The organism is Cupriavidus sp. 94F1 (assembly GCF_057798875.1).
Genome location: NZ_JBYOJT010000001.1, coordinates 550,542 through 575,453, shown reverse-complemented (window position 1 = coordinate 575,453; position 24,912 = coordinate 550,542). Strand labels below are relative to the sequence as shown.

The window sequence follows — 24,912 nt, the reverse complement described above, 5'->3', positions numbered from 1 at the left end:
GACGGGGCACAGATCGCCGCGTCGGCGCTGTCTCCCGCGCGATGCCGATGTATGCAAAGAAGTACTGTCTGAATCGACGCGGGAAGGCTTGCCAGCCGTGCTGCTCTGCAGCACACTGGCAGCAAGCCAGCCGTTTCCTGGCAGTACCAGCCGCACACAGAACATCGGCCTCGCGGTGCGAGACCACAACAGAAAGACGCCGCAGGGGCCTGCACCGGTTTTCAAATTGAAAACATCGGGTAGACCATGAGCAACGCACAAGGCAGAGAGGAAAGCGCCCCCACTCCTATCGACACTACCGCGGGCGGCACGCAAGTCAGCGTGGCACCGCGTCCTTCGAACCTCCCGCACCGGATCATCGTGGTCGGCGGCGGCGCCGGCGGGCTTGAACTCGTTACGCGGCTCGGCGACAAGCTGGGCAAGTCGCGGCGCGCACAGGTGACGCTGGTCGACCGCATGCCCACGCACATCTGGAAGCCGCTGCTGCACGAAGTGGCTGCCGGCAGCATGGATCCGAATACCCACCAGCTCGAATATGCCGCGCAGGCGCGCTGGCACCATTTCGACTTCCAGCAGGGCGAACTGACCGGCATCGACCGCGCCCGCAAGATCGTCAACGTGGCGGCCTGCATGGATCAGGATGGCACGGAACTGCTGCCCGCGCGCGAACTGCCGTACGACACGCTGGTGCTGGCCATCGGCTGCATCACGCATTTCTTCAATGTGCCCGGTGCCGCCGAACACGCCATTGCGCTCGATACCGTGGACCAGGCCGAACGCTTCCGCCGCAAGCTGATCGCGGCCTGTGTGCGCGCCCAGAACGGCAAGGGGCGTATCGGTGCCGATGGACGGCCGCAGGTGGACGTGGCCATCATCGGCGCCGGTGCCACGGGCGTGGAGCTTTCGGCCGAACTGCGCAATACCGCCCACGTGCTCAATGCCTATGGGCTGCACCACCTGGACCCGCGCCGCGACGTGCGCATCCATGTGATCGAGGCCGGCCCACGTATCCTGCCGGCGCTGTCGGAGCGTGTCTCCGCCGAGACCACCAAGCTGCTGCGCAAGCTCGACGTTGACGTGTTCACGTCGGAGCGCGTCACCGAGGTCACGGGCGATGCGGTGCTGACGGCCAGCGGCAAGCGCATCGATGCGGACCTGACCGTGTGGGCGGCCGGCATCACGGCGCCGGGCGTGTTGCGCACGCTTGGCCTGCCGGTCAGCAAGATGGGGCAACTCGTGGTGGGCCCCACGCTGCAGACCGAAACCGACCCGGACGTCTTCGCATTCGGCGACTGCGCGGCCGCGCCGTGGCCCGAGAAGCAGACCACGGTGCCGCCGCGCGCCCAGGCGGCGCATCAGCAGGCCACGTTCCTGTACGACGCGCTGCGCGCCCGGCTCGACGGCAAGCCGCTGCCGAAGTTCGGCTTCAAGGACTTCGGCTCGTTGGTGTCGCTGGGGCACTTCAGCGCGGTGGGCAGCCTGATGGGCGGCCTGATCGGCGGATCGATGTTCATCGAGGGCCTGATGGCGCGCTTCATGTACACGTCGCTGTACCGCATGCACGTGCTGGCGCTGCATGGCGCCATCGGCATGGGGCTCGACACCGTGACGCACTGGCTGCGCAGCAAGACCAGCCCGCGCGTGAAGCTGCACTGACCGCGCGCGGAGCCAAAAGAGGGCCGGATCAAACGCGATGGCCGCCAGCCACGCCAAGGCGTGCGCTGGCGGCCATGTTTGCTTAGAATCGACGGCGCCGCGCTTGCGTCACATGCCCAGATGACGCGTGCGGTGCCCTCGATGCCACGGAGACCCCTCATGCTGAAGCCCGAAGTCGAAAGCCTCGTTCCCGGTCAATCCTTCGACCGCCGCAGTTTCGTCAAGACCGCGCTGGGCTCGGCCTTTGCGGCAGCCGTGCTGCCGGTGACGGCGCAGACGATCAAGACGGATTTCAACGGCCTGACTGCCGGCGAAGTCACCGTGCCGTCGAACGGCTTCAACATGCCGGTCTATCGCGCGCAGCCCGAAGGCAAGAAGAACCTGCCGGTCGTACTGGTGATCAGCGAGATCTTCGGCGTTCACGAGCATATCGCCGACATCTGTCGCCGTTTCGCCAAACTGGGCTATCTGGCCATCGCTCCCGAGCTGTTTGCCCGCCAGGGCGACCCCGCCAGCTACGGCACGATCCAGGAACTGCAGGCCAACATCATCCAGAAGGTGCCCGATGCCCAGGTCATGGGCGACCTCGACGCCTGCGTGGCGTGGGCCGGCGCGAACGGTGGCGACGTGAACCGGCTGGCCATTACCGGCTTCTGCTGGGGCGGGCGCATCACGTGGCTGTACACGGCACATAGCAAGCGCGTGAAGGCGGGCGTGGCGTGGTACGGCCAGTTGGTGGGCCAGCCGAATGCGCTGAAGCCGAAGAATCCGGTCGATATCGCTGGCGACCTGCACGCGCCGGTGCTGGGTCTGTACGGCGGCAAGGACACCGGCATCACGCAGGAGCATGTGTCGCAGATGAAGGCTGCGCTGGCCGAATCGTCGAACCCGAACGCCAGGGCGTCGACCTTCGTGGTCTATCCGGAGGCCGGTCACGCGTTCCACGCCGACTACCGCGCCAGCTACGTGGAAGCGGCAGCCAAGGACGGCTGGCAACGCTGCCTGGCCTGGTTCAAGGAACACAAAGTCGTTTGATCCGGGCGGGGAGTACCCCCTGCATCCGCGCGGGTGATTGCAAAGAGGGCGCCGAGGTACGTACAATGCGGACTTTCGCGTTTTTGCAACCATGTTGCGTTAGTGCGCGAACGTAGTCAGTCGGCGACGACTGCCCGGCTGTCGGGCGGGGGCCGGTCCGGGAGTTCATCATCCATTCCACGCTTTTGTACATCTTGCTGGCGGCGACCATTTCCGGCGTCGGCAGCATCTTCGGCGCGGCGCTGCTGTCGCTGACCGTGGCTTCGCGCGTGGTGGAGCGCATGGTGAGCTTCTCGGTGGGCGTGCTGCTGGCGACGGCCCTGCTGCATTCGTTGCCCGAAGCGTTCGAGTCTGGCGCCGACCCACGTGCGCTGTTCGGCACGCTGCTGGCTGGGCTGCTGGGCTTTTTCCTGCTCGAAAAGATCTCGCTGCTGCGCCATTCGCATCACCACGAGGGTGACGGGCATCACCACCATCATGGCCATGACCGCGAGGAAGCGGGACGCAGCGGCCTGACCATCCTGGTGGGCGACACGTTCCACAACTTCGCCGACGGGATTGTCATCGCCGCCGCGTTCCTGGCCGATCCGCATATCGGTCTGGTCACTGCGCTGGCCATTGCCGCGCACGAAATCCCGCAGGAAGTGGGTGACTTCATCGTGCTGCTGAACGCGGGCTTCTCGAAGGCGCGGGCCTTCGCGTTCAATCTGCTGTCGAGCCTGGCCGCCATTCTGGGCGGCATCGTCGGCTATTTCCTGCTGGACCAGCTGACGGGCTGGATTCCGTATGTGCTGGTGATTGCGTCGAGCAGCTTTGTCTATATCGCCGTGAGCGACCTGATGCCGCAGATGCAGCGCAAGCCGCGTCTTAAGGAATCGGCGGTGCAGGTGGTGTTGGTGGCGGCCGGTATCGCCGCGATCGTCTTTATCACCAACGGCGTGCACGAGCAGCACGCGCATGGCCACTCGAAGGCCAAAACAGAAGCGGCGTCAAACTGAACTGACGCCGCTTTCTTGCCGGGCCGTCTGGCCCCTCAGGTGCCGCTGCCCGTCGCCACGGGGCGCTTGGGATCGGCACACCATTCGCTCCACGACCCAGGATACAGGGCCGCATCGGTCAGCCCGGCCACTTCCATGGCCAGCAGGTTGTGGCAGGCGGTCACGCCCGAGCCGCACTGCATCACCGTGTCGGCGGCCGTCTTGCCGCCGAAGACCTGGCCGAATTCCGCACGCAGCTGGTCGGCCGGCTTGAAGCGTCCATCCGCGGTCAGGTTGTCCTTGAAGAATCGATTGGCGGCGCCGGGAATATGGCCGCCCACCGGGTCGAGCGTTTCGTTTTCGCCGCGGAAGCGGTCGGCAGCCCGCGCATCGACCACCAGCAGCGCCGGCTTGTCCAGGTTTTCCAGCAATGCGGCGGCATCGACGGTACGTACCAGCGACGCGCGGCGCGTGAGGTTGCCACCGGTTTCCGGATCGGGCGTAACGCCCGGTTCCAGCGGCAGGCCTGCCGCCAGCCAGGCCGCCTTGCCGCCATCGAGCACGGCCACGGTGCCGTGGCCGACCCAGCGCGCCAGCCACCAGAGCCGGGCGGCATACATGCTGCCCTGCGCATCGTAGGCGACGATCAGCGTGTCATCGTTGACACCGAGCGCACGCAGCCGCGCCACGAACAGATCGGCATCGGGCAGCGGGTGGCGGCCATTGAAGCCGGTCTTCGGGCCGGATAGTTCATTGTCCAGATGCAGGTAGAACGCGCCCGGCACATGGTTTTGCTGGTACATCTCGCGGCCGGCGGCGGGGTTGGCCAGGTCAAACGAGCAATCGATGACGACCACATGCTGCCGGGCCGAGGCGCGCAGCTGGTTCAGTTCGATGGCGGAAATCAGCGGTGATGGCATGAAGAACCTGTCTCGCGTTGAGTGGGAAGTCGATGCCAATGCTACACCGCCGCCTCCGCGCGCGCGTCAGACCTCGGGATGCACTTCGGCCTCGGGCGACTTGACCGGCGTGGCCGGCGTGGGATGCTTGTCGGTATCGCGGGCGCGCGTGAGCGTGGTGGCAATGCCGCTGGCCACGATCAGCGCCATGCCCAGCCACGAGATCCAGTTGAGCCGGTCGTCCCAGACCAGCATGCCCCACAGGCTTGAAAACACGATGCCCGCGTATTGCAGATTGGCCGTCAGCAGCGTGTTGCCGCGCTTGTAGGCGCGTGTCATCGACGTCTGCCCCAGCGTGGCCAGGATGCCGATGGCCAGCAGTAACCCTGCGCCGTGCCAGGTGTGGTGGCTGACGCCGGTGAACAGCATCCAGACCAGGCCGCAGACCAGGCCCACGGCCGAGAAGTAGAACACGATGCGGCCCTCGGGTTCGCCCAGCTGGCCCAGCTGGCGCACTTCCACATAGGCCAGCGCCGTGAACACGCCGGACACCAGGCCGATCATGCCGCCCGCCAGCTGGTCCTTGCCCACCGAGGGCTGCAGCAGGCAGATCACCCCGGCGAACGACAGCAGGATGGCGCCGATCAGCTTCTTGTCGGTGCCGCCGCGCGTGCCGGCCAGCGCTGCGCCCGCGCCCAGGATCAACGCGATCCACACGGGCGACATGTAGTTCAGCGTCATGGCCGTGGCCAGCGGCAGCAGCGTGATCGATGTGAACCAGAGCAGCAGGGCGGTGACGCCAAAGAGGCTGCGCTTGATGTGGGTGACCATGTGCGGCGTGCGCACCGACGTGCCTTGCGACGACAGCAGGACCCACATGATCGTCACGCCGATCAGGCTGCGGTAGAAGACGATCTCGCCCGTCGTATAGAGCTCGGCTGCCAGCTTGACGCCCACCCCCATCAAGGAAAATGCGAAGGCGGCAAACAACATCCAGAGCGATTGCATGGCGAAACGGGGCGAGACGGCGTGGAAAGGGGGCGAAACCTGAAAAATCGTTGATAAAGCAACGATTGAGCAGTGATTCTATCAGTGCGCCGACCGCCGCTCCAATGCAAAACGGACCGTTTTCACGGTCCGTTTCGTGTTGTCCACAGTTTTGCGGGCGATCTCCGCACCCGGTTGCGAACGTTCAGCGGTTGCGGTAGTCCATCGCGCGCCGATACCACTCGTGGAAATGCTGCATGCCGTCTTCCATTGGCGACTGGTACGGGCCGGTCTCGCTGATGCCGCGCTTCATCAGGGCCAGGCGGCCGGCGTCCATGCGTTCGGCAATCTCGTCGTCCTCGATGCACGTCTCCATATAGGCGGCGCGCTCGGCCTCGACGAATTCGCGCTCGAACAGCACGATTTCCTCGGGGTAGTAGAACTCCACGACGTTGCGCGTCTTGCGCGGGCCCATCGGGTGCAGCGTCGAGATGCACAGCACGTTCGGGTACCACTCCACCATGATGTTGGGGTAGTAGGTCAGCCAGATCGCGCCATGCTTGGGCAGCTTGCCGTTGTTGAAGCGCAACACCTCGTCGTGCCACTTCTGGTACGTCTGGCTGCCCGGGCGCTCCAGGCCCTTGTGCAGGCCCACGGTCTGCACGCTGTACTGCTCGCCGAACTCCCACTTCAGGTCGTCGCACGAGACAAAGCTGCCCAGGCCGGGGTGGAACGGCACAACGTGGTAATCCTCCAGATAGACCTCGATGAAGGTCTTCCAGTTGTAGTTGCACTCGTGGACTTCCACGTGGTCGAGCATGTAGCCGTCGAAGTCGAGATCCTCGGCCACGCCCATGCGGGCCAGGTCGGCGCGCACGTCGCGCTCGCCTTCGAACAGCATGCCGTTCCAGTTCTGCAGCGGCGACCGGTTCAGGCGCACGCAGGGCTGTTCCGCGAAATGCGGCGCACCCAGCAGTTCGCCCTGCAGGTCGTAGGTCCAGCGGTGCAGCGGGCAGACGATGTTCCTGGCGTTGCCGCGGCCATTCATCATGATGGCCTGGCGGTGGCGGCAGACGTTGGACAGCAGTTCGATGCCGTCCGGGTTGCGCACCAGCACGCGGCCCTCGTCTTCGGCAGCCAGCGTCTGGAAGTCGCCGGTTTCCGGCACCATCAGTGCGTGGCCGACGTAGCCCGGGCCCTTCTTGAACAGCAGTTCGAGTTCTTGTTGATGCAGCGCCTCGTCAAAGTAGACGTCGACGGGCAACTGCGAATCAGCCGGCGCAAGCTTGAGCGCGGTGCTGAGATTGGACATTATCCCCACTCCCTATGAACAGGCGAAAGCAGTGAACAACCCAACCATCGAAAAATGAATCGATTTGGGAAACCGTGTCAGACGATCGGCATCCGGACCGGTTCCCTTTCTGCCTGACCAGTCTGGCGGCGGAAAAGTGCGTCCTGGACGCAACGGTCGGATCTCGCTGACGAGCCCGGGATTGTACCCGAGCCCAAAAATTAAGGGCCTGATTTTTTTGGGTTTTTAGCGAAAAAGTCGACCCGGGTCGTCATGGAGGTGCCCCTTCAGCCGCATTCCGAAAGACGACCCGGGCGCACACGTCACTTCCATGTCAAAAGACTGTGTCAAGGGCGCGATCCGGACACCCGGTTTCCATGAAGTGGATAAGACTGTTCTGCGGCCCGGCCCCGGATTGGCGTAAAATCGCGAATTCCCCTGATCAAGGCCTGACATGCCAAGAACGACGACCGCCCCGGTCCAGCCTGAAGAAACGCCGGCCGCCAGCGCGCCGCCGGCTTCCTATGAGGCCGCAATGGCCGAGCTGGAAACCCTGGTGGCGAGCATGGAAAGCGGCGAATTGCCGCTGGAAGCGTCCCTGGCGGCATACCGTCGCGGCGCGGAACTCGTCCGTTTTTGCCAGCAGAGCCTGGAGCGGGTGGCCCAGCAGGTCAAGGTTCTGGAGGGCGATGCCCTGAAACCCCTGGCCGGCGAGCCACGTTCCGATAACAACAGCGCAGATTTCGAATGAGCGATTTCGCTACCTGGATGCGGGCGCAAGGCGCCCGGACCGAGGCCGCCCTGGACGCCGCACTGCCGTCCACGGACACAATTCCACACACCTTGCACGAGGCCATGCGCTATGCTGTTCTCGGCGGTGGCAAGCGGGTGCGCCCGCTGCTGGTTCATGCCGCGGGCGAGGTGGCGGGTGCGGCACCCGAAGCCTGCGATGCCGCTGCGTGCGCGGTCGAGATGATCCACGCCTATTCGCTGGTTCACGACGACATGCCCTGCATGGACGACGACGACCTGCGCCGCGGCCGGCCGACGGTCCACAAGGCCTACGACGAAGCCACGGCGCTGCTGGTGGGCGATGCCCTGCAGACCCAGGCCTTCATCGTGCTGGCACAGCTGCCGGCGCTGGGCGCCGAAGCGCGCCTGAAGCTGGTGGCCGAACTGGCCATGGCCTCGGGCTCGGTGGGCATGTGCGGCGGCCAGGCGATCGACCTGCAGAACGTGGGCCTGGCGATGACACGCGACGCACTGGAAGGCATGCATCGCATGAAGACCGGTGCCCTGCTGCGTGCCAGCGTGCGCATGGGAGCGTTGTGCGGAAACATCGATCCGGCCGGTCTGGCGGCGCTTGACCAATATGCGGCGGCCGTGGGATTGGCTTTCCAGGTGGTGGACGATATTCTCGACGTCACTGCAGATACGGCAACGCTCGGCAAGACCGCCGGGAAGGATGCCGCCAACGACAAGCCGACCTATGTGTCGCTGCTTGGTCTGGATGCCGCACGCGAGCTGGCTGCCCAGCTTCGCACCGACGCCCACGAGGCGCTGGCGGGATTCGGCGCACGCGCCGGCCGGCTGGCCGAACTGGCCGACCTGATCGTGCTGCGCTCAAACTGAACTGAAAAGCCGGACACACAGAATCCGGCGGCCGAACGGACATCATGACCTACACGCTGCTCAACAATATCGACGACCCCGCGGACCTGCGCAAGCTGGACCGCCGCCAGCTCGGCACGCTTGCCGACGAACTTCGCGCCTACGTGCTGGAATCGGTCTCGCAAACCGGCGGTCACCTGTCGTCCAACCTGGGCACGGTGGAGCTGACCATCGCGCTGCACTATGTGTTCGACACGCCGAGCGACCGCATCGTCTGGGACGTGGGTCACCAGAGCTACCCCCACAAGATCCTGACCGGCCGCCGCGACCGCATGTCCACGCTGCGCCAGTACGGTGGTATCTCAGGCTTCCCGCGTCGCTCGGAAAGCGAATACGACACGTTCGGCACGGCCCATTCGTCGACCTCGATCTCGGCCGCGCTGGGCATGGCCCTGGGCGCGCGCACGATGGGTCACAAGCGCGTGGGTATCGCCGTGATCGGCGATGGCGCGATGACCGCCGGCATGGCCTTCGAGGCCATGAACAACGCCGGGGTCTACAAGGACCTGCCGATGCTGGTGGTGCTGAACGACAACGACATGTCGATCTCGCCGCCGGTCGGCATGCTGAACAAGCACCTGGCCCGCCTGCTGTCGGGCCAGTTCTACGCGGCCACCAAGAAGGGCATCGAGAAGGTGCTGTCGGTGGCGCCGCCGGTGCTCGAATTCGCCAAGCGCCTGGAAGAACATGCCAAGGGCATGGTCGTGCCGGCCACGCTGTTCGAGGAATTCGGCTTCGACTACATCGGCCCGATCGACGGTCATGACCTGGAATCGCTGGTGCCGACGCTGCAGAACATCCGCCAGCGCGCCCTGGAAGGCCACGGCCCGCAGTTCCTGCACGTGGTGACCAAAAAGGGCCAGGGCTACAAGCTGGCCGAGGCCGACCCGATCCTGTATCACGGCCCGGGCAAGTTCAACCCGGCCGAGGGTATCCGCCCGTCGGCCAAGCCGTCGCGCAAGACGTACACGCAGGTGTTCGGCGAATGGCTGTGCGACACGGCCGCCGCCGACAAGCGCCTGATCGGCGTGACGCCGGCCATGCGCGAAGGCTCGGGCATGGTGGAATTCGAGAAGCGCTTCCCGGACCGTTACTACGACGTGGGCATTGCCGAACAGCACGCCGTGACGTTTGCCGGCGGCCTGGCCTGCGAGGGCCTGAAGCCGGTGGTGGCGATCTACTCGACGTTCCTGCAGCGCGGCTACGACCAGCTGATCCACGACGTGGCGCTGCAGAACCTGCCGGTGGTGTTCGCGCTGGACCGCGCCGGCCTGGTGGGCGCCGACGGTGCCACGCACGCCGGTGCGTACGATATCCCGTTCCTGCGCTGCATCCCGAACATGATGGTGATGACGCCGGCCGACGAGCAGGAATGCCGCCAGCTGCTGACCACCGCCTACCAGCAGGATTGCCCGACCGCCGTGCGCTACCCGCGTGGCGCTGGCGTGGGCGTGGCCACCGAGGCCGCGCTGACGGCCCTGCCGCTGGGCAAGGGCGAGATCCGCCGCGAAGGCCAGGCGCGCGCCGGGCAGCGTGTGGCCATCCTGGCATTCGGTTCGATGCTGCATCCGTCGCTGACGGCCGCGGATTCGCTCGATGCCACCGTGGCCAATATGCGTTTCGTGAAGCCGCTGGACGTCGACCTGGTCAAGCAGCTGGCCGCGAACCACGACTACCTGGTCACGGTGGAAGAGGGCGCGACGATGGGCGGCGCCGGCAGTGCCGTGCTCGAAGCACTGGCCGAGGCCGGCATCGAGATCCCGACGCTGGTGCTGGGCCTGCCCGACAAGTTCATCGACCACGGCGATCCGGCTTTCCTGCTGTCGCAGTGTGGCCTGGATGCCGCTGGCATCGCGCGTTCGGTGCGCGAGCGTTTCGCGCTGACCGAGCAGCCGGTGAAGGTGGCCACGCGCGTCGCCTGACCGCCAGCCGCAGCAAGCTGTAGCCGGAACCGGCGCGGATTATCCGCGCCGGTTTTGTTTTGGCTGTCGGCAAACGGCAGGAAGCTGCATCGCCGGATCATTGTCCGCATGAAATACGCAGAATGACGCGCGGGCGCGGCAGCACCTTCCAATATTGCGTAGAATCGCCATTCCCATTTTTGTGTTCGCAACTGCGGGCCGGCGCCCCCCTGGTTTTCTGTCCGGACCGTCGTTTCACACTCGTTGCGCGGCGTGGAGAAATCCTGCGAAAACGCCGCGACCGTAAGGATGGCCGTCATCCCCTGACGACGTCCTGGAGGAAACCGTAGATGAATGACATCAATCCCGCCTTCGTGATGCCCGACGTGCAATCGAGCGTCGATACCCGCCAGATCGTGATCCAGCGTGTGGGCGTCAAGGGCGTGCGATATCCGCTGACACTGAAGACGCCGGCTGGCGACATCGGCACCGTTGGCACGTTCAACCTGGACGTGCGCCTGCCAGCGGACCAGAAGGGCACGCATATGTCGCGTTTCGTGACGCTGCTGGAAGACAATCGCGCGCCGCTGGACCTGGCCGGCTTCCGTGGGCTGCTCGACGACATGCTGGTACGCCTGGAAGCCGATGCCGGCCGCATCGAGGTGTCGTTCCCGTACTTCATCAGCAAGACCGCGCCGGTGTCTGGCGTGCAGTCGCTGCTCGACTACGAAGTGACGCTGGCTGGCGAGAAGCGCGACGGGCAGACGCGCCTGTTCCTGACCGCGCTGGTGCCGGTGACGAGCCTGTGCCCGTGCTCGAAGAAGATCTCGCAGTATGGCGCGCATAACCAGCGATCGCACATCACCATGCAGGTGGAACTGGCTGGCGACCTGGATGTGGAAACGCTGGTGCGCATGGCCGAGGAAGAGGCTTCGTGCGAGCTGTGGGGTCTGCTCAAGCGGCCCGACGAAAAGTTCGTGACCGAGCGCGCCTACGAGAACCCGAAGTTCGTGGAAGACCTGGTGCGCGACATCGCCATGCGTCTGAACGCCGATAACCGGATCGTGGCCTACACGCTGGAAGCCGAGAACTTCGAGTCCATCCACAATCACAGCGCCTACGCCGTGATCGAGCGCGACAAGCGCGTCGCGTAAGCGTTGGCGGCAACTCCCCGCGTCCGCCAGGCGCGGGCGGGGAGAACTAGCTTTCCTGCGAAGCCGGCGTGTCGGCAGGGTCCGGCAGGTGGATGTCCGACAAATCCCAGCGCGGCGTGACGCCGTAATCGTAGCCATGGCGCGCCAGCTGGGGCGCGGCCTGCAGCCGCATGGCGCCGGCAAAGGCGATCATCGCGCCGTTGTCGGTACAAAACGCCAGGTCGGGGTAGTACACGTCCACCTTGCGACGGCGGCCCATCTCGTCGAGCCGCGCGCGCAACTGCCGGTTGGCGCCGACGCCGCCGGCCACCACCAGTCGCTTGTGGCCGGTCTGCTTGAGCGCGTTGAACGACTTCGCGGCCAGTACATCGACGATGGCATCGACAAACGAGCGCGCCAGGTTGGCCCGGTCCTGCTCGCAGGCGTTGCCGAGCTTGCGCGTCTGCGTCAGCACGGCGGTCTTGAGCCCCGCGAACGAGAAATCGAGATTGCCGGAATGGAGCATCGGCCGTGGCAGCTCGAACGCGCCCGGATTGCCGAATTCGGCCAGCCGCGACACCTCGGGGCCGCCCGGATAGCCCAGGCCCAGCAGCTTGGCGGTCTTGTCGAACGCTTCGCCGGCGGCATCGTCCAGCGTTTCGCCCAGCAGCGTGTAGTCGCCGATGCCTTTGACTTCCATCAATTGGGTGTGGCCGCCAGATACCAGCAGTGCGACAAACGGAAACGGCGGCGGGGCATCGGTCAGCAGCGGCGAGAGCAGGTGGCCCTCCAGATGGTGGACGCCCACCATCGGCACATCGAGCGCAAAGCCGAGCGCGTTGGCCACCGAGGCGCCCACCAGCAGCGCACCGGCCAGACCGGGACCCTGGGTATAGGCGATGGCGTCGATGTCCTTGCGCTGGCGGCCGGCGTCGTCCAGCACCTGCTGCAACAGCGGCAGCACGCGGCGGATATGGTCGCGCGACGCCAGTTCCGGCACCACGCCACCATATTCGCGATGCATGGCGATCTGCGAGTGCAGCGCATGCGCCAGCAGACCGGCCCCGGTGTCGTAGAGGGCCAGCCCGGTTTCGTCGCAGGAGGATTCGATACCGAGGACAAGCATGGAAATTCTGGTGCGGCCGGACGGGTTCGGGCTGCAACTGCAGCGATCTTGCCGGCAAAAATCGGAAGGCCAGCAGGGTAGCACACCCTGACCCCATGCGCTCGGGTGGCCGTCATTCGCTACAATCGCGGCTTCTTGAAAGGGTGACATGACACAAGGCAGGAAAGACCGGTTCGACGTGGCGGTGCTGGGCGCAGGGGCGGCCGGCATGATGTGTGCCGCCGTGGCCGGCCAGCGCGGCGCACGGGTGGTGCTGATCGACCATGCCACTCGGCTGGCCGAGAAGATCCGCATCTCTGGCGGCGGCCGTTGCAACTTTACGAACCTGCAGGCCGGCCCGGCCAACTACCTGTCGTCAAATCCGCATTTCTGCCGGTCGGCGCTCGCGCGCTACACGCCGCAGGACTTCCTGGGCCTGCTGCGCCGCTACGACATCGGCTGGCATGAAAAGCACCGCGGCCAGCTGTTCTGCAACAACAGCGCCGAAGACATCATCCAATTGCTGCGCGCCGAATGTGATGCCGGAGGCGTGCATTGGCAGACCGGCTGCACGATCGACGAGATCCGCAAGGAGGGTGGCGACTACCTGCTGCTGACCGCGCAGGGCACGGTACGCGCCGGCGCGGTGGTGGTAGCCACCGGCGGGTTGTCGATCCCGAAGATCGGCGCGACCGATTTTGGCTATCGCATCGCTCGCCAGTTCGGGCTCAAGGTCGTGGAAACCCGCCCGGCGCTGGTGCCGCTGACGTTCGACGGTCAGGCCTGGCAGCCGTTCGTGCCGCTGGCCGGGGTGTCGATGGAGGTCGATATCGCCACAGGCAGCGGCAAGTCGGCTGGCGCCTTCAAGGAAGACCTGCTCTGGACCCACCGGGGTCTGTCAGGGCCCGCAGTGTTGCAGATTTCCAGCTACTGGCGGCCGGGCACCCCGATCGAGATCGACCTGTTCGATGGCGAGGACGCCGCCGACTGGCTGATCGGCCATAAGAAAGGCGGCCGCAAGCATCTCGATAACCTGCTGGCCGAACGCCTGCCGTCGCGGTTGGCCGACGCCTGGTGTGCCGCCGTGGGTCTGCAGGGCACGCAATCGGTGGCGGACATGCCCGACAAGGCGCTGCGCCAGCTTGGCGAGGCGCTCAACCGCTGGCGCCTCGTGCCGTCCGGCACCGAGGGCTACAAGAAGGCCGAGGTCACGCTAGGCGGCGTGGATACCCGCGGGCTGTCGTCGTCGACCATGATGGCGCGGGACGTGGACGGCCTGTACTTCATCGGAGAAGTGGTGGACGTGACCGGCTGGCTGGGCGGCTACAACTTCCAGTGGGCCTGGGCATCGGCCGTGGCGGCGGGCGAGGCCGCGGCCGAGGCGGCGCGGGGCAGGTGCGGCTAGGCGGCGCGCATGCAGTGGCGCGGGCCATGCGCTACAATCGGCGCTCTCGCACATGACCGGTGAGGCGCTTCGTTCCCTTTTGGCCGGCGCCCTGCTTCTGCAAGAAACCCGCTACGGGCCATGGCTCCGGCGGGTTTTTGCGTTATGGTCCCAGTTGCTACCCTTTTTTCGGAAGATTGCCATGTCCCTGAAAGCCCGCATTACTGAAGACATGAAGACCGCCATGCGCGCCCGCGAAACCGAGCGCCTCGGCACCATCCGCCTGCTGCAGGCCGCCATCAAGCAGCGTGAGGTGGACGAGCGCGTAGAACTGGACGACGCCGCGGTGACTGCCGTGATCGACAAGATGATCAAGCAGCGCAAGGACTCCATCAGCCAGTTCGAGCAGGCCGGTCGCGACGATCTGGTGGCCAAGGAAAAGGCCGAAGTCGATGTGCTGGTGGCCTATATGCCCGCCCAGTTGTCGGAAGCCGAGGTGGCCGCCGAAGTGCAGAAGGCCGTGACCGAAGCCGGTGCCACCGGCCCACAGGACATGGGCAAGGTCATGGGCCTCGTGAAAGCCCGCCTGGCCGGCCGTGCCGACATGACGGCGGTATCGGGTCTGGTCAAGGCTGCCCTCGCCCCGAAATAATTGACAGTTGCGTCAGATATAAGCAGGATTATCAGTTGCGAAGCACGGAGTTGGCGCCGTATTGCGGGGACTTGGCGGCCAATGTCGGCGAGGGCCGGCATTTCGTTGCGGCTGCACTACAATGATTCGATAGTTGCCGGGCGACGTTCCGGTCACGCATTCCAGAAAAATGGCCGCCGGCCGATCCGGCAGGCCTTGGCATCAGGACGGTCAGTCGGGTGATTCCGCAATCCTTCATTCAGGACCTGCTTAACCGCGTGGACATTGTCGACGTGGTGGGCAAGTACGTGCAGTTGAAGAAGGGCGGGGCCAACTTCATGGGCCTGTGCCCGTTCCACAACGAGAAATCCCCGTCGTTCACGGTATCCCCGACCAAGCAGTTTTATCACTGCTTTGGGTGCGGCGCGCATGGGTCGGCCATCGGCTTCCTGATGGAGTATTCGGGCCAGTCGTACCCCGACGCGGTGCGGGAACTGGCGCAATCGGTAGGGTTGTCCGTCCCCGAGGAACGCAACAGCCTGCCGCCCGCCCAGCGCGCGGAACAGCAGGCCAGATCGGTGGCGCTGAGCGATGCCATGTCGCGGGCCACCGAGTTCTACAAGAAACAGCTACGCGGGTCGCCGCAGGCCATCCAGTACCTGAAGGGTCGCGGCCTGACCGGAGAGATCGCCGTGCGATTCGGGCTCGGTTACGCGCCTGACGACTGGCAGGGCCTGGAGGCTGTGTTCGGCTCGTATCGCGACGATGCGACTGCAGCGCCACTTGTTGAAAATGGTCTGCTGATCGAATCCCAGGACAAGCGCGACGCCGACGGCAAGCCGCGCCGTTACGACCGGTTCCGCGACCGCATCATGTTCCCGATCCGCAATACCAAGGGCAACGTGATCGGATTCGGCGGCCGCGTCATGGGTCAGGGCGAGCCGAAATACCTGAACTCCCCCGAAACACCGCTCTTCAGCAAGGGAACGGAGCTCTACGGCCTGTTCGAGGCACGTCATGCCATTCGCGAGAATGGCTACGTGCTGGTGGTCGAGGGATACATGGACGTGGTGGCGCTGGCGCAGCTTGGCTTTGCCAACGCGGTGGCCACGCTCGGCACGGCCTGTACGGCGATCCATGTGCAAAAGCTGCTGCGCCAGACCGATGCCGTGGTCTTCTCGTTCGACGGCGATGCCGCCGGACGCCGGGCAGCGCGGCGTGCGCTGGAAGCCTGCCTGCCGCATGTGGCCGACAACAAGACCATCCGCTTTCTGTTCCTGCCCGCCGAGCACGACCCCGACAGCTATGTGCGCGAAGAGGGGACCGACGCGTTCGCGCGCCAGGTGCAGAACGCGATGCCGCTCTCGCGTTTTCTGCTCCAGATCGTGACGGAAGACCAGGACCTGCGGCAGCCCGAAGGCCGCGCCCGTGCGCAGTTCGAAGCCAAGCCGCTGCTCCAGGCCATGCCGGCCGGCGGTCTGCGGCTACAGATTGTGCGCGAACTTGCCGATGCTACCGGTACGACGCCGGCGGAGATCGAGGCCGTATGCGGGCTGGGCAGCGATTCGTCGCGCGTCGGCCGCTTCTCGCAGCCGCGTCCCCGCGCCAGGCGCCAGGCACCGACCGGGCTGGAACAGCAGGTGATCCAGCTGCTGATGAGCTACCCGTCGCTGGCAAGCCGGCTTGACGAGGAGGCCCGCGCATTGCTGCTCGATCCCCAGCGGCCGGAAACCGAAGTGCTTGCTCACTTGGTGGCGGCCTGCGACGGCATTCAGGGCACCATGAATTTTGCGGCCTTCAACGAGCAGCTGGCCCAGACGCCTTACGCGGACGTCTACGCCGCCGCCCGGGCAGCCGTGCTGAAGGAAGAAATGGAAGAGGCGCTTGCGACACTTGAATTCGACGGCGCCGTACACAAGCTGCTGGCAGATCCGCTGCAGCGCGAACTGGAGACATTGCTGGCCGCCATCCAGGCCGGCACCGCCAATGAGGACGACAAGGCGCGCTATCGCTGGCTGATGCCGGAAGTCCAGCGCCGTCGCCAGATGGGATGGCGGCCCGTCAACGCGGAAGACGAGTAGCCGTCACACGGCATACGATAAAAGGCAGCACACAGGTTTTTCGGCTTGAGCCATCGCGCATGTGACCCCAACTGACGGACAAATCCGGGGTCTAACCGCTTAAGCCTTGATTTTTCAGGTGAAAACCTCACCTGACAGGAAGCCGGGGATTGGTGACGTGCTACAATGCCCGGTTTGGATTGCGAAATCTCTCTCCAGTACTGGCGAAAGTGAGCGTGCCAATGGCAAAGGCCAAAGCAACCGAAAGGGCAGCCGGGAAGGCTCCCTCCAAAGCTCCCCAATCAGGGAGCGGCAAGGCGTCCGTGAAAACAACGGCGGCGAAGACATCGACCGCGTCAGTCAGGACGACATCAGCCCGGTCTGCGCCAGCAAAGTCCGCGCGTAGCGTTTCAGCGCCCGCCGGAACCACTTCCGCCAGGAATCGCACATCCGAAAATACAAAGCCCTCGACTTCGGCACGCGAGAGCGGCAGCAGCGCCAATACAAGCGGCAGTGATGCCGCTGCAACAGTGAAAGGCAAGAGTATCACCGTGGCGAAACAGCAGAATACCGAAGTCGAGAGCAAGCGTGCGGCAACGACGGCCGGCACCCGGACCAGCAGCGCCAAGGGTGGCGCCGCTGCCGCCGCGCCGAAAGCCCGTGCCGCAACTCCCGCACCCGTTGCATCGGAGCGCCCCGCCGCCCCGGCCGTCAAGCCTGAGCCGAAGAAGCGCGGCCGCAAGCCCAAGGCCGAGATGCAGCAAGAAGACAGCACCATCGAAGACGTGACTGAAGAGTTTTACGACAACGACGCGCCCGCCTCCACGCCCGCGGCGGCCCCCAAGACCGAGAAGCAGAAGGCCAAGGACCGCAAGGCCAAGGAAAAGGCGCTGCTCAAGGAATTCGCTTCGTCCAACCAGGCCGGTAGCGAGGAAGAACTCGAGGTCCGCCGCCAGAAGCTGAAGGCGCTGATCAAGCTGGGCAAGTCGCGCGGCTACCTGACCTATGCGGAAATCAACGATCACCTTCCGGACGACATGGTCGATTCGGAAACGATCGACACGCTGGTCGCCACGCTGAACGACATCGGCATCGCCGTCTACGAACAGGCGCCGGACGCCGAGACGCTGCTGCTGAACGACAACGCCCCGTCGGCCACCAGCGAGGAAGAGGCCGAGGAAGAGGCCGAAGCCGCGCTGTCCACCGTCGATTCCGAATTCGGCCGCACCACCGACCCGGTCCGCATGTACATGCGCGAAATGGGTACCGTGGAACTGCTGACGCGCGAAGGCGAAATCGAGATCGCCAAGCGTATTGAAGCCGGTCTGAAGGACATGGTCATGGCCATTTCGGCCTGCCCGGTCACGATCTCGGAAATTCTGGCCAGCGCCGAGCGCATCGCCAACGAAGAGATGAAGATCGACGAATTCGTCGATGGCCTGATCGATCCGAACGCCGAGGAAGTCCAGGACAACTCGCCGGCCGCCGCGGCCGCCTCCGCTGACGAGGACGAGGAGTCGGAAGACGGCGACGACGAGGAAGGCGACGAGGAAGACGACGACGAGAACGGCGCCGGCGCCGGGGCATCGGCCCGTCAGCTGGAAGAGCTGAAGGTTGCCGCGCTGGAGAAATTCCGCATCATCGCCGAGCAGTTCGACAAGATGCGCCGTGCCTTCGAGAAGGAAGGCTACAAGTCCAAGCCGTACGTGAAGGCCCAGGAAGCGATCCAGGCCGAGCTGATGGGCATCCGCTTCACCGCGCGTAACGTCGAGCGTCTGTGCGACACGCTGCGCGGCCAGGTGGACGAAGTCCGCAAGCTCGAACGTGCCATCCTGAACATCGTGGTCGACAAGTGCGGCATGCCGCGTGCCGACTTCGTGGCCCGCTTCCCCGGCAACGAAACGAACCTGGACTGGATCGAGACCATCGTCGCCGACAACAAGCCGTACAGCACGATCGTCGAGCGTAACGTGCCGGCCGTGCACGAGCTGCAGCAGAAGCTGATCGACCTGCAGGCCCGCGTGGTGCTGCCGCTGAAGGAGCTGAAGGACGTCAATCGCAAGATGTCCGAAGGCGAGAAGCGCGCCCGCGAAGCCAAGCGCGAAATGACCGAGGCCAACCTGCGTCTGGTGATCTCGATCGCGAAGAAGTACACGAACCGTGGCCTGCAGTTCCTGGATCTGATCCAGGAAGGCAACATCGGCCTGATGAAGGCGGTGGACAAGTTCGAATACCGTCGCGGCTACAAGTTCTCCACGTACGCCACGTGGTGGATTCGCCAGGCCATCACGCGCTCGATCGCCGACCAGGCCCGCACCATCCGTATCCCGGTTCACATGATCGAAACGATCAACAAGATGAACCGGATCTCGCGCCAGATCCTGCAGGAAACCGGCAACGAGCCGGACCCGGCAACGCTGGCCGAGAAGATGGAAATGCCCGAGGACAAGATCCGCAAGATCATGAAGATCGCGAAGGAACCGATCTCCATGGAAACGCCGATCGGTGACGACGACGATTCGCATCTGGGCGACTTTATCGAGGACACGAACACGCTGGCCCCGGCCGAAGCGGCGCTGCATGGCTCCATGCGCGACGTGGTGAAGGACGTGCTCGACAGCCTGACGCCGCGCGAAGCCAAGGTGCTGCGCATGCGTTTCGGCATCGAAATGAGCACGGACCACACGCTGGAAGAAGTCGGCAAGCAGTTCGACGTCACCCGCGAGCGTATCCGCCAGATCGAGGCCAAGGCACTGCGCAAGCTGCGCCACCCGAGCCGGTCCGACAAGCTGAAGAGCTTCCTGGAAGGCAGCTAAGCATCACGCCTTCTAAGGGCCTCTAGCTCATGCCTGGTTAGAGCAGCGGACTCATAATCCGTTGGTGCCGTGTTCGACTCACGGGAGGCCCACCATTGAAACAAAAAGGGGTTACGGTTGATGCCGTAACCCCTTTTTTGATGAAATTCCGACGCTGCGCCGGATTTCGTTAGTTCAGCCCCGTCCCGCCCGCCGCCGCGCTGTCAGGGCCAGTGCCGCCCAATCCTTGTGCCCGTCCCCATGCGCGATGGCCTCGATATGCGCGTCGCGCAGCGTGCTGGCCAGCGTCATCGGCACGTTGGCCTGCTCGGCCGCTTCCAGGGCCAGCCTGACGTCCTTGCCGCCCAGCGCCAGCTTGAAGCCGGCGGGCTCGAAGCGTTGTTCGGCGATCGCACCGCCGTAGATCTTGTAGACCGGGGCGGCGAATACCGTGGCGGTGACCAGGTCCAGGAACGCGGCCGGGTCGACCTCGTAGCCCTGTGCCAGCGCCGCGCCTTCGCTCATGGCGCCAATCGCGGCGCCGATCATGAAATTCACGCCCAGCTTGACCGCGTTGGCCTGCTCGGGCTTGTCGCCAAAGATCCAGGTTTTCTGGCCCAGTATGTCGAACAGCGGCTGCACGGTGGCGAGCGCCTGGGGGTCGCCGGCGGCAAGGATGTTCAGCTGGCCGGCCTCGGCCACGTTGACGCGGCCCAGTACCGGCGCTGCGACATAGGCCACGCCACGCGCAGCATGCAGCGCGGCGAGTTCGCGCGCCAGCGCGACCGAGACGGTGCCCATGTTGATATGGATGGCGCCACGGGCCAGCGCGTCGAGCGCACCGCCGCCGACGATGGTGTCGCGCGTGGCGGCGTCGTCGGCCAGCATCGTCACCAGCACCTGGGCGCCATGGGCGGCGTCGGCCGCCGTGGTGGCGCCTTGCGCGCCCTGCGCGACGAGCTTGTCGACGGGGCCCGGCGAGCGGTTCCAGGCGCGTACCGAATGGCCGGCCTTGAGCAGGTTTGCGGCCATCGGCAGCCCCATCGTGCCGAGTCCAAGGAAAGCGATTTGCATGACGGCCTCCATCGTGTGCTTGCGTGCGCCTTACGGATGTTGCTTGCCGACGTGCGTCGGGATACACGTGCGGGAAGGCCGCAAGTTAGCACGCGCACGCGCCGGGCGTATTTGCCCTGCTGCGGGTGCGGGATGCAGATCCGGCGACCCGGCGCGACGCCCGCCGTCGCCGCCATCGCCGGCCGATCACATCGCGGCTACTCGGCCACCACCACCTCGACCTGCTTGAGCGCGTGAAACGGTTCAAGTTGCGCCGGCGTGGCGTCGGCATCGGTAACCAGCGTCCAGGCGCGTTCCAACGGGGTCCAGTGCTGCTGGCGGGCGCGGCCGAGCTTGGTGGAATCGACCAGCACGAAGATGTCGGCGGCCTGGCGGATGATGCACTCCTTCAGGTAGGCCTGTTCCGCGCTGGCTTCGCACAGGCCCACGCCGGCCACCACGCCGTCGGCGCCGAGGAATGCCTTGTCGACGCTGATGCGTGACAGCGCCACCTGCGCCAGCGGCCCGAACGTGCCCATGCTCGACGGGCGCACATCGCCGCCGATCAGCGTGACGCGGACTTTGGGCAGGCCCGCCAGCGCGGTCACGGCCAGCAGATTCGTGGTGTAGACATGCAGGTCTTCGCGCGCGGCCAGCAAGCGGGCCAGCGCGGCGGCCGTGGTGCCGCTGTCCAGCAGCACCGCGTCGCCGTCCTGCACGAAGCTTGCCGCCAGGCGGGCGATGGCTTCCTTCTGCTCGCGCTGCAGGGCCTTGCGTTCCTCCAGCGATGCCTCGGGTTCGTGGCCGCCCACCTGCATCAGCGCGGCGGCGCCGCCATAGGTGCGCACGATGCGGCCTTCGCGCGCCAGCGCGGTCAGGTCGCGGCGCACGGTGGCCTCGGACACGCCAAGGCTCGCGGTCAGGCGATCGACGTTGGCGTCTTCCCCCGCAAGCACGAGTTCGAGGATGGCGCGGCGGCGGTCGGCGGCTTTCATGAGCGAGACAAGAAAAAGGGGATCGAAAAACGATCCCCGATCTTACAGCAGTGCAGGCGCGGTCAAACGGCGGGGATCACGCGCGCCGCGTGGCCAGTTCCGCGCCCTGGCGCAGCGCTTCGAGCAGGCTGCGCTCGTCGGCGATGCCCTTGCCGGCGATGTCGAACGCGGTGCCATGGTCAACCGACGTGCGGATGACCGGCAGGCCGACGGTGATGTTCACGCCGGCTTCCAGGCCCAGCACCTTCACGGGGCCATGGCCCTGGTCGTGGTACATCGCCACCACCAGGTCGAAATCGCCCCGGCCGGCGCGATAGAACAGCGTATCGGCCGGCAGCGGGCCCTCCACATCCACGCCCTGCGCGCGCAGCACCTCCACGGCGGGGATGATCTTCTGCTCTTCCTCGCCCTGGCCGAACAGGCCGTTCTCGCCGGCGTGCGGGTTGATGCCGCACACGCCGATGCGCGGTGCGGCAATGCCGGCGCGCTCGAGCGTGGTGTTGCCGCGCTCGATCGTGCGCTGCACCAGCCCCGGCTCGATCTTGCGGATGGCGTCCATCAGGCCGATGTGGGTGGTCACGTGGATCACGCGCAGCTTCGGCGCCACCAGCATCATCGACACCTCGGGCGTGCCGGTCAGGTGCGCCAGCATCTCGGTATGGCCCGGGAACTTGTGGCCGCCGGCGTGCAATGCCTCCTTGTTCAGCGGGGCGGTGCAGATCGCGTCGATCTTTTCCTGCTGCGTCAGTTGCACGGCGCGCTCGATATAGCGAAACGCGGCGTCGCCGGCCACGGCCGACAGCTTGCCGAACGGCAGGTCTTCCGGGATCAGGCCCAGGTCGATGCAGTCGATCGTGCCCATTTCGAAGCGGGCTTCGTCGGGCGATGCGATGGCGCGCACCTTGAGCGTCGAGTTGACCAGACGGCCGGCCTGCTCCAGCCGGCGCGCGTCGCCAATGACCAGCGGGCGGCACTGGGCGTAGACACTCTCGTGCGCCAGGCTCTTGACGATGACTTCGGGGCCAATGCCCGTGGCATCACCCATCGTGATGCCGATAACCGGAATGTAGTCGCTCATTTGTCCTTGTCCCGTTTGGTGGGGAAATCAGTCCTGGCGCATGGCTTGCCAGGCAAGCCATAGCGCGGCGTCGGTGCCGAACGCGCCCGCCTTGGTGGCAATGCGGCGCGTGGGGCCCGAGAGTGTTTCGGATAGCGGCACGCCGGCTTCCACCTCGCGCTTCAGCGTGAGGGCGCCGATGCCGGCGGCCGCCAGCATCGCACGTGCCGTTTCGCCGCCGGTGGCGATCAGCCCGCCGACGTGCGCAAAGTAGGGTATTACCAGCTGGGCCAGTGCGGCGGACAGCTGCGGCCCTTCCGCCGGGTCGAATGCATCGTCGCGGCCGATGCTGACCAGCAGGTCGCGGCCCGCCATCAGGCAGTCGGCAATCGACTGCTGCGACGCAATCCATGCCGCGTGGTTCGCGCCGTCGCGCAGCGCCTGCGGCGGCACCACCAGCGCGTCGATGCCGGCCTGTTCGCAAAGATAGGTGGCCTGCCTGCCCGACACGCCGGACATGCTGCCCACCAGCGTCAGCACCGGGCCTTCGTGGCGCGGTGCCGGGGTCGGGGCGTCCACGCCCCGCACCGGTGCCGCCGCCGACAGCGCGCGGGCCAGGCCGCCCGAGCCTACCCAGAACACCGGCGTGGCCAGGTCGATCGATGCCTGGGCCAGCGTGAGCAGATCGGCCTCGATTTCCGCATCGCAGACCACGGCCTGATAGCCCTCGGCCTGCCAGCCTGCCAGTTGAGACTGCACGGCGGCCAGGCCGGCGCGCAGCGTGTACAGCGAAATGCGCGCGGTGCGCAGGCCCTGGGCTTCGAGCAGCGCCACCATGTCGGCGGGGCCGGTCAGGCCTTCCAGGCGCCAGATGTCGGTGTGTTCGAGCGGCTGGCCGTTCACGAACATCCGGCCGTCGCGCGTGGTGCGGCCCATGGCCGGAAAGGCCGGGGCGACGACGGCCAGGCCGGCCACCGGCTGCAGCGCGGCCGTTTCGGCAGCCCAGTTGCCGCGCAGGGTCGAATCGATCTTCTTGTAGAGCCGGCGATGTGCGGCAGTGCCGCAGCGCCAGGCTTCGAGATTGCGCGCGGCGGCATCGGCTGGCGCGAGGCGGCGGCTATCGACGTCGGCGGCGACCACATCGGCACCGCCGACTTCCACGGCGGCCGCTGCATCCAGCGTCACCACCGTGCGCGCGCCGTGCGCGGCAAAGCCGATGGCGCAGTCTGCCGCGCCGGACAGGTCGTCGGCGATGATGAGCCAGCTCATGCGGCGGTCCTGGCCATGGTGGCGTTCGTGCGCCGTGCCACGCGACGCGCCACGAAGGCGGTCAGCAGCGGGGTCAGCACCGCAGTCACCACCACGCAGGCGGCCACCAGGATCGTGGCGTGCCTGGCGGCCTCGGTGTAGGCCGGGTTGGCGGCCGCCACCAGGGTTGGCACGGCTGCCGCGTTGCCAGCGGTGCTGGCGGCCGCCACGCCCGCCACGCCGGTGCCGCCGCTCAGGCGGTCGGCGATATAGAGCGCGAAGCCCGTCACCACGACCACGGCAACACCCAGGCCCAGGCCCAGCATGCCGGCCTGCCATACCTTGTGCAGGTCCAGGCCAGCGCCCAGCGCCAGCGCGAAGAACGGAATCATCACCGGCACGGCCTTGCTCAGGAATTCGCGCATCTCGCGGTCCAGGTTGCCCAGGATCATGCCCAGCATCAGCGGCAGGATGCTGCCGACCAGCGTCGGCCACGGAAAGGCCGACAGGCCTGCCACGCCGAGCGTGACCATGGTCAGGAACGGGCCCGATTCCAGCGACATGATCGAGTAGGCGCCCACGTCCTCGGGCTTGCCGTACTGGCCCATCAGGGCCATGTACAGGCCGCCGTTGGTGTCGTTCATCGCCGCCACCACGGCCAGCGTGGACAGGCCGGCGAACATGCCGGCACTGATCGGCGCCTCGCCCAGGAAATGGCCCAGGATCACGCCCAGCAGCATGGCCGTGCCCACCTTGGTGGCAAACAGCACGCCACCCTTCTTCACGATGTAGGGGGTGGCCTTGACGCTGATGCTGGCGCCCATGCAGACGTAGAACACGGCCAGGATGGGCAGCGCGCCGGTGAACAGGGCGTTGGTGAACGACCCGAAGAACTTCGGACCCTCGGGGGCAAACGTTGCAACCAGCGAACCGATCAGCAACGGCACGATCATCATGCCGCCCGGCACGCGCTCGATGGCGCGTTTGATATGAATCTGCATCGTCGTCTCCTGCCGCGTGGGTGCGGCAACTGT

At 65.9% G+C, this 24,912-nt stretch carries 21 protein-coding genes and 1 tRNA gene; 12 read left to right on the top strand and 10 right to left on the bottom strand.

Annotated elements, in window-relative coordinates; all coding sequences use genetic code 11:
• Window positions 1–246 precede the first annotated feature (246 nt).
• The 3 genes from AC3FJ6_RS02610 (at window position 247) to AC3FJ6_RS02600 (ending at window position 3,689) form a co-directional block, all read left to right on the top strand.
• Window positions 247–1,656 carry an NAD(P)/FAD-dependent oxidoreductase gene (locus AC3FJ6_RS02610; protein WP_153945548.1) on the top strand — a complete coding sequence of 470 codons (1,410 nt, stop codon included), beginning with the start codon at window positions 247–249 and terminating at the stop codon, window positions 1,654–1,656.
• A gap of 159 nt (window positions 1,657–1,815) precedes the next feature.
• Window positions 1,816–2,691 carry a dienelactone hydrolase family protein gene (locus AC3FJ6_RS02605; protein WP_488770562.1) on the top strand — a complete coding sequence of 292 codons (876 nt, stop codon included), beginning with the start codon at window positions 1,816–1,818 and terminating at the stop codon, window positions 2,689–2,691.
• Window positions 2,692–2,876: 185 nt separating this feature from the next.
• Window positions 2,877–3,689: a ZIP family metal transporter gene (locus tag AC3FJ6_RS02600; RefSeq protein ID WP_153945546.1), complete on the top strand. Its 813-nt coding sequence runs from the start codon at window positions 2,877–2,879 to the stop codon at window positions 3,687–3,689.
• 35 nt (window positions 3,690–3,724) lie between these two features.
• Here AC3FJ6_RS02600 and AC3FJ6_RS02595 read toward each other — a convergent pair whose 3' ends face one another.
• The 3 genes from AC3FJ6_RS02595 to AC3FJ6_RS02585 all read right to left on the bottom strand — a co-directional run bounded on the left by AC3FJ6_RS02595 (window position 3,725) and on the right by AC3FJ6_RS02585 (window position 6,866).
• Window positions 3,725–4,588 (bottom strand): sulfurtransferase, encoded by an 864-nt coding sequence (locus AC3FJ6_RS02595; protein WP_488770561.1) that lies wholly within the window; start codon window positions 4,586–4,588, stop codon window positions 3,725–3,727.
• A 66-nt stretch (window positions 4,589–4,654) separates the two neighbouring features.
• Complete coding sequence (locus AC3FJ6_RS02590; protein ID WP_153945544.1) at window positions 4,655–5,575, bottom strand: DMT family transporter; 921 nt, start codon at window positions 5,573–5,575, stop codon at window positions 4,655–4,657.
• A gap of 184 nt (window positions 5,576–5,759) precedes the next feature.
• Window positions 5,760–6,866, bottom strand: a complete 1,107-nt coding sequence (locus AC3FJ6_RS02585) for an aromatic ring-hydroxylating oxygenase subunit alpha (protein WP_488770560.1) — start codon at window positions 6,864–6,866, stop codon at window positions 5,760–5,762.
• A 433-nt stretch (window positions 6,867–7,299) separates the two neighbouring features.
• Between AC3FJ6_RS02585 and AC3FJ6_RS02580 the strand changes: the two genes are divergently transcribed.
• From AC3FJ6_RS02580 to folE2, 4 genes are all read left to right on the top strand, one after another.
• Window positions 7,300–7,596, top strand: a complete 297-nt coding sequence (locus AC3FJ6_RS02580) for an exodeoxyribonuclease VII small subunit (protein ID WP_488770559.1) — start codon at window positions 7,300–7,302, stop codon at window positions 7,594–7,596.
• Window positions 7,593–8,477, top strand: coding sequence for a polyprenyl synthetase family protein (locus tag AC3FJ6_RS02575; protein ID WP_153945541.1), 885 nt, complete (start codon window positions 7,593–7,595; stop codon window positions 8,475–8,477). Before AC3FJ6_RS02580 ends, AC3FJ6_RS02575 begins: the two co-directional genes overlap by 4 nt.
• 44 nt (window positions 8,478–8,521) lie before the next feature.
• Window positions 8,522–10,438, top strand: a complete 1,917-nt coding sequence (gene dxs / locus AC3FJ6_RS02570; RefSeq protein WP_488770558.1) for a 1-deoxy-D-xylulose-5-phosphate synthase — start codon at window positions 8,522–8,524, stop codon at window positions 10,436–10,438.
• Between the two features lie 329 nt (window positions 10,439–10,767).
• Window positions 10,768–11,571: a GTP cyclohydrolase FolE2 gene (gene folE2, locus AC3FJ6_RS02565; RefSeq protein WP_488770557.1), complete on the top strand. Its 804-nt coding sequence runs from the start codon at window positions 10,768–10,770 to the stop codon at window positions 11,569–11,571.
• Window positions 11,572–11,617: 46 nt separating this feature from the next.
• On the opposite strand, the gene tsaD is transcribed toward folE2, so the two are convergent.
• Window positions 11,618–12,676, bottom strand: coding sequence for a tRNA (adenosine(37)-N6)-threonylcarbamoyltransferase complex transferase subunit TsaD (gene tsaD / locus AC3FJ6_RS02560; RefSeq protein WP_488770556.1), 1,059 nt, complete (start codon window positions 12,674–12,676; stop codon window positions 11,618–11,620).
• A gap of 148 nt (window positions 12,677–12,824) precedes the next feature.
• Between tsaD and AC3FJ6_RS02555 the strand changes: the two genes are divergently transcribed.
• The 3 genes from AC3FJ6_RS02555 (at window position 12,825) to dnaG (ending at window position 16,751) form a co-directional block, all read left to right on the top strand.
• Window positions 12,825–14,060, top strand: coding sequence for a BaiN/RdsA family NAD(P)/FAD-dependent oxidoreductase (locus tag AC3FJ6_RS02555; RefSeq protein WP_488770555.1), 1,236 nt, complete (start codon window positions 12,825–12,827; stop codon window positions 14,058–14,060).
• Window positions 14,061–14,241: 181 nt separating this feature from the next.
• Window positions 14,242–14,691, top strand: a complete 450-nt coding sequence (locus AC3FJ6_RS02550) for a GatB/YqeY domain-containing protein (protein WP_153945536.1) — start codon at window positions 14,242–14,244, stop codon at window positions 14,689–14,691.
• 218 nt (window positions 14,692–14,909) lie between these two features.
• Window positions 14,910–16,751, top strand: a complete 1,842-nt coding sequence (gene dnaG / locus AC3FJ6_RS02545; RefSeq protein ID WP_488770554.1) for a DNA primase — start codon at window positions 14,910–14,912, stop codon at window positions 16,749–16,751.
• Between the two features lie 160 nt (window positions 16,752–16,911).
• Here the strand turns inward: dnaG and AC3FJ6_RS02540 are convergent, their stop codons facing one another.
• On the bottom strand, window positions 16,912–17,271 hold the full coding sequence (locus AC3FJ6_RS02540; RefSeq protein WP_400396121.1) for a hypothetical protein: 360 nt from the start codon (window positions 17,269–17,271) through the stop codon (window positions 16,912–16,914).
• Between AC3FJ6_RS02540 and rpoD the strand changes: the two genes are divergently transcribed.
• Together rpoD and AC3FJ6_RS02530 are read left to right on the top strand one after the other, a co-directional pair.
• Entirely contained in the window at window positions 17,261–19,546 is a 2,286-nt protein-coding gene (gene rpoD / locus AC3FJ6_RS02535; RefSeq protein ID WP_488770553.1) for an RNA polymerase sigma factor RpoD, read from the top strand. The genes AC3FJ6_RS02540 and rpoD overlap by 11 nt on opposite strands.
• 16 nt (window positions 19,547–19,562) lie before the next feature.
• Window positions 19,563–19,641: transfer RNA gene (locus AC3FJ6_RS02530), tRNA-Ile, on the top strand.
• A gap of 79 nt (window positions 19,642–19,720) precedes the next feature.
• Here AC3FJ6_RS02530 and AC3FJ6_RS02525 read toward each other — a convergent pair.
• The 5 genes from AC3FJ6_RS02525 to AC3FJ6_RS02505 form a co-directional block, all read right to left on the bottom strand.
• Window positions 19,721–20,599, bottom strand: a complete 879-nt coding sequence (locus AC3FJ6_RS02525) for an NAD(P)-dependent oxidoreductase (protein WP_488770552.1) — start codon at window positions 20,597–20,599, stop codon at window positions 19,721–19,723.
• Window positions 20,600–20,796: 197 nt separating this feature from the next.
• Complete coding sequence (locus AC3FJ6_RS02520; protein WP_153945533.1) at window positions 20,797–21,573, bottom strand: DeoR/GlpR family DNA-binding transcription regulator; 777 nt, start codon at window positions 21,571–21,573, stop codon at window positions 20,797–20,799.
• A 76-nt stretch (window positions 21,574–21,649) separates the two neighbouring features.
• A complete protein-coding gene (pdxA, locus tag AC3FJ6_RS02515) occupies window positions 21,650–22,651 on the bottom strand; it encodes a 4-hydroxythreonine-4-phosphate dehydrogenase PdxA (protein ID WP_488770551.1) in 1,002 nt (333 codons plus the stop codon).
• A 27-nt stretch (window positions 22,652–22,678) separates the two neighbouring features.
• Entirely contained in the window at window positions 22,679–23,899 is a 1,221-nt protein-coding gene (locus tag AC3FJ6_RS02510; RefSeq protein ID WP_488770550.1) for a four-carbon acid sugar kinase family protein, read from the bottom strand.
• Complete coding sequence (locus AC3FJ6_RS02505; protein WP_488770549.1) at window positions 23,896–24,879, bottom strand: 2-keto-3-deoxygluconate permease; 984 nt, start codon at window positions 24,877–24,879, stop codon at window positions 23,896–23,898. Before AC3FJ6_RS02505 ends, AC3FJ6_RS02510 begins: the two co-directional genes overlap by 4 nt.
• Window positions 24,880–24,912: the final 33 nt, after the last annotated feature.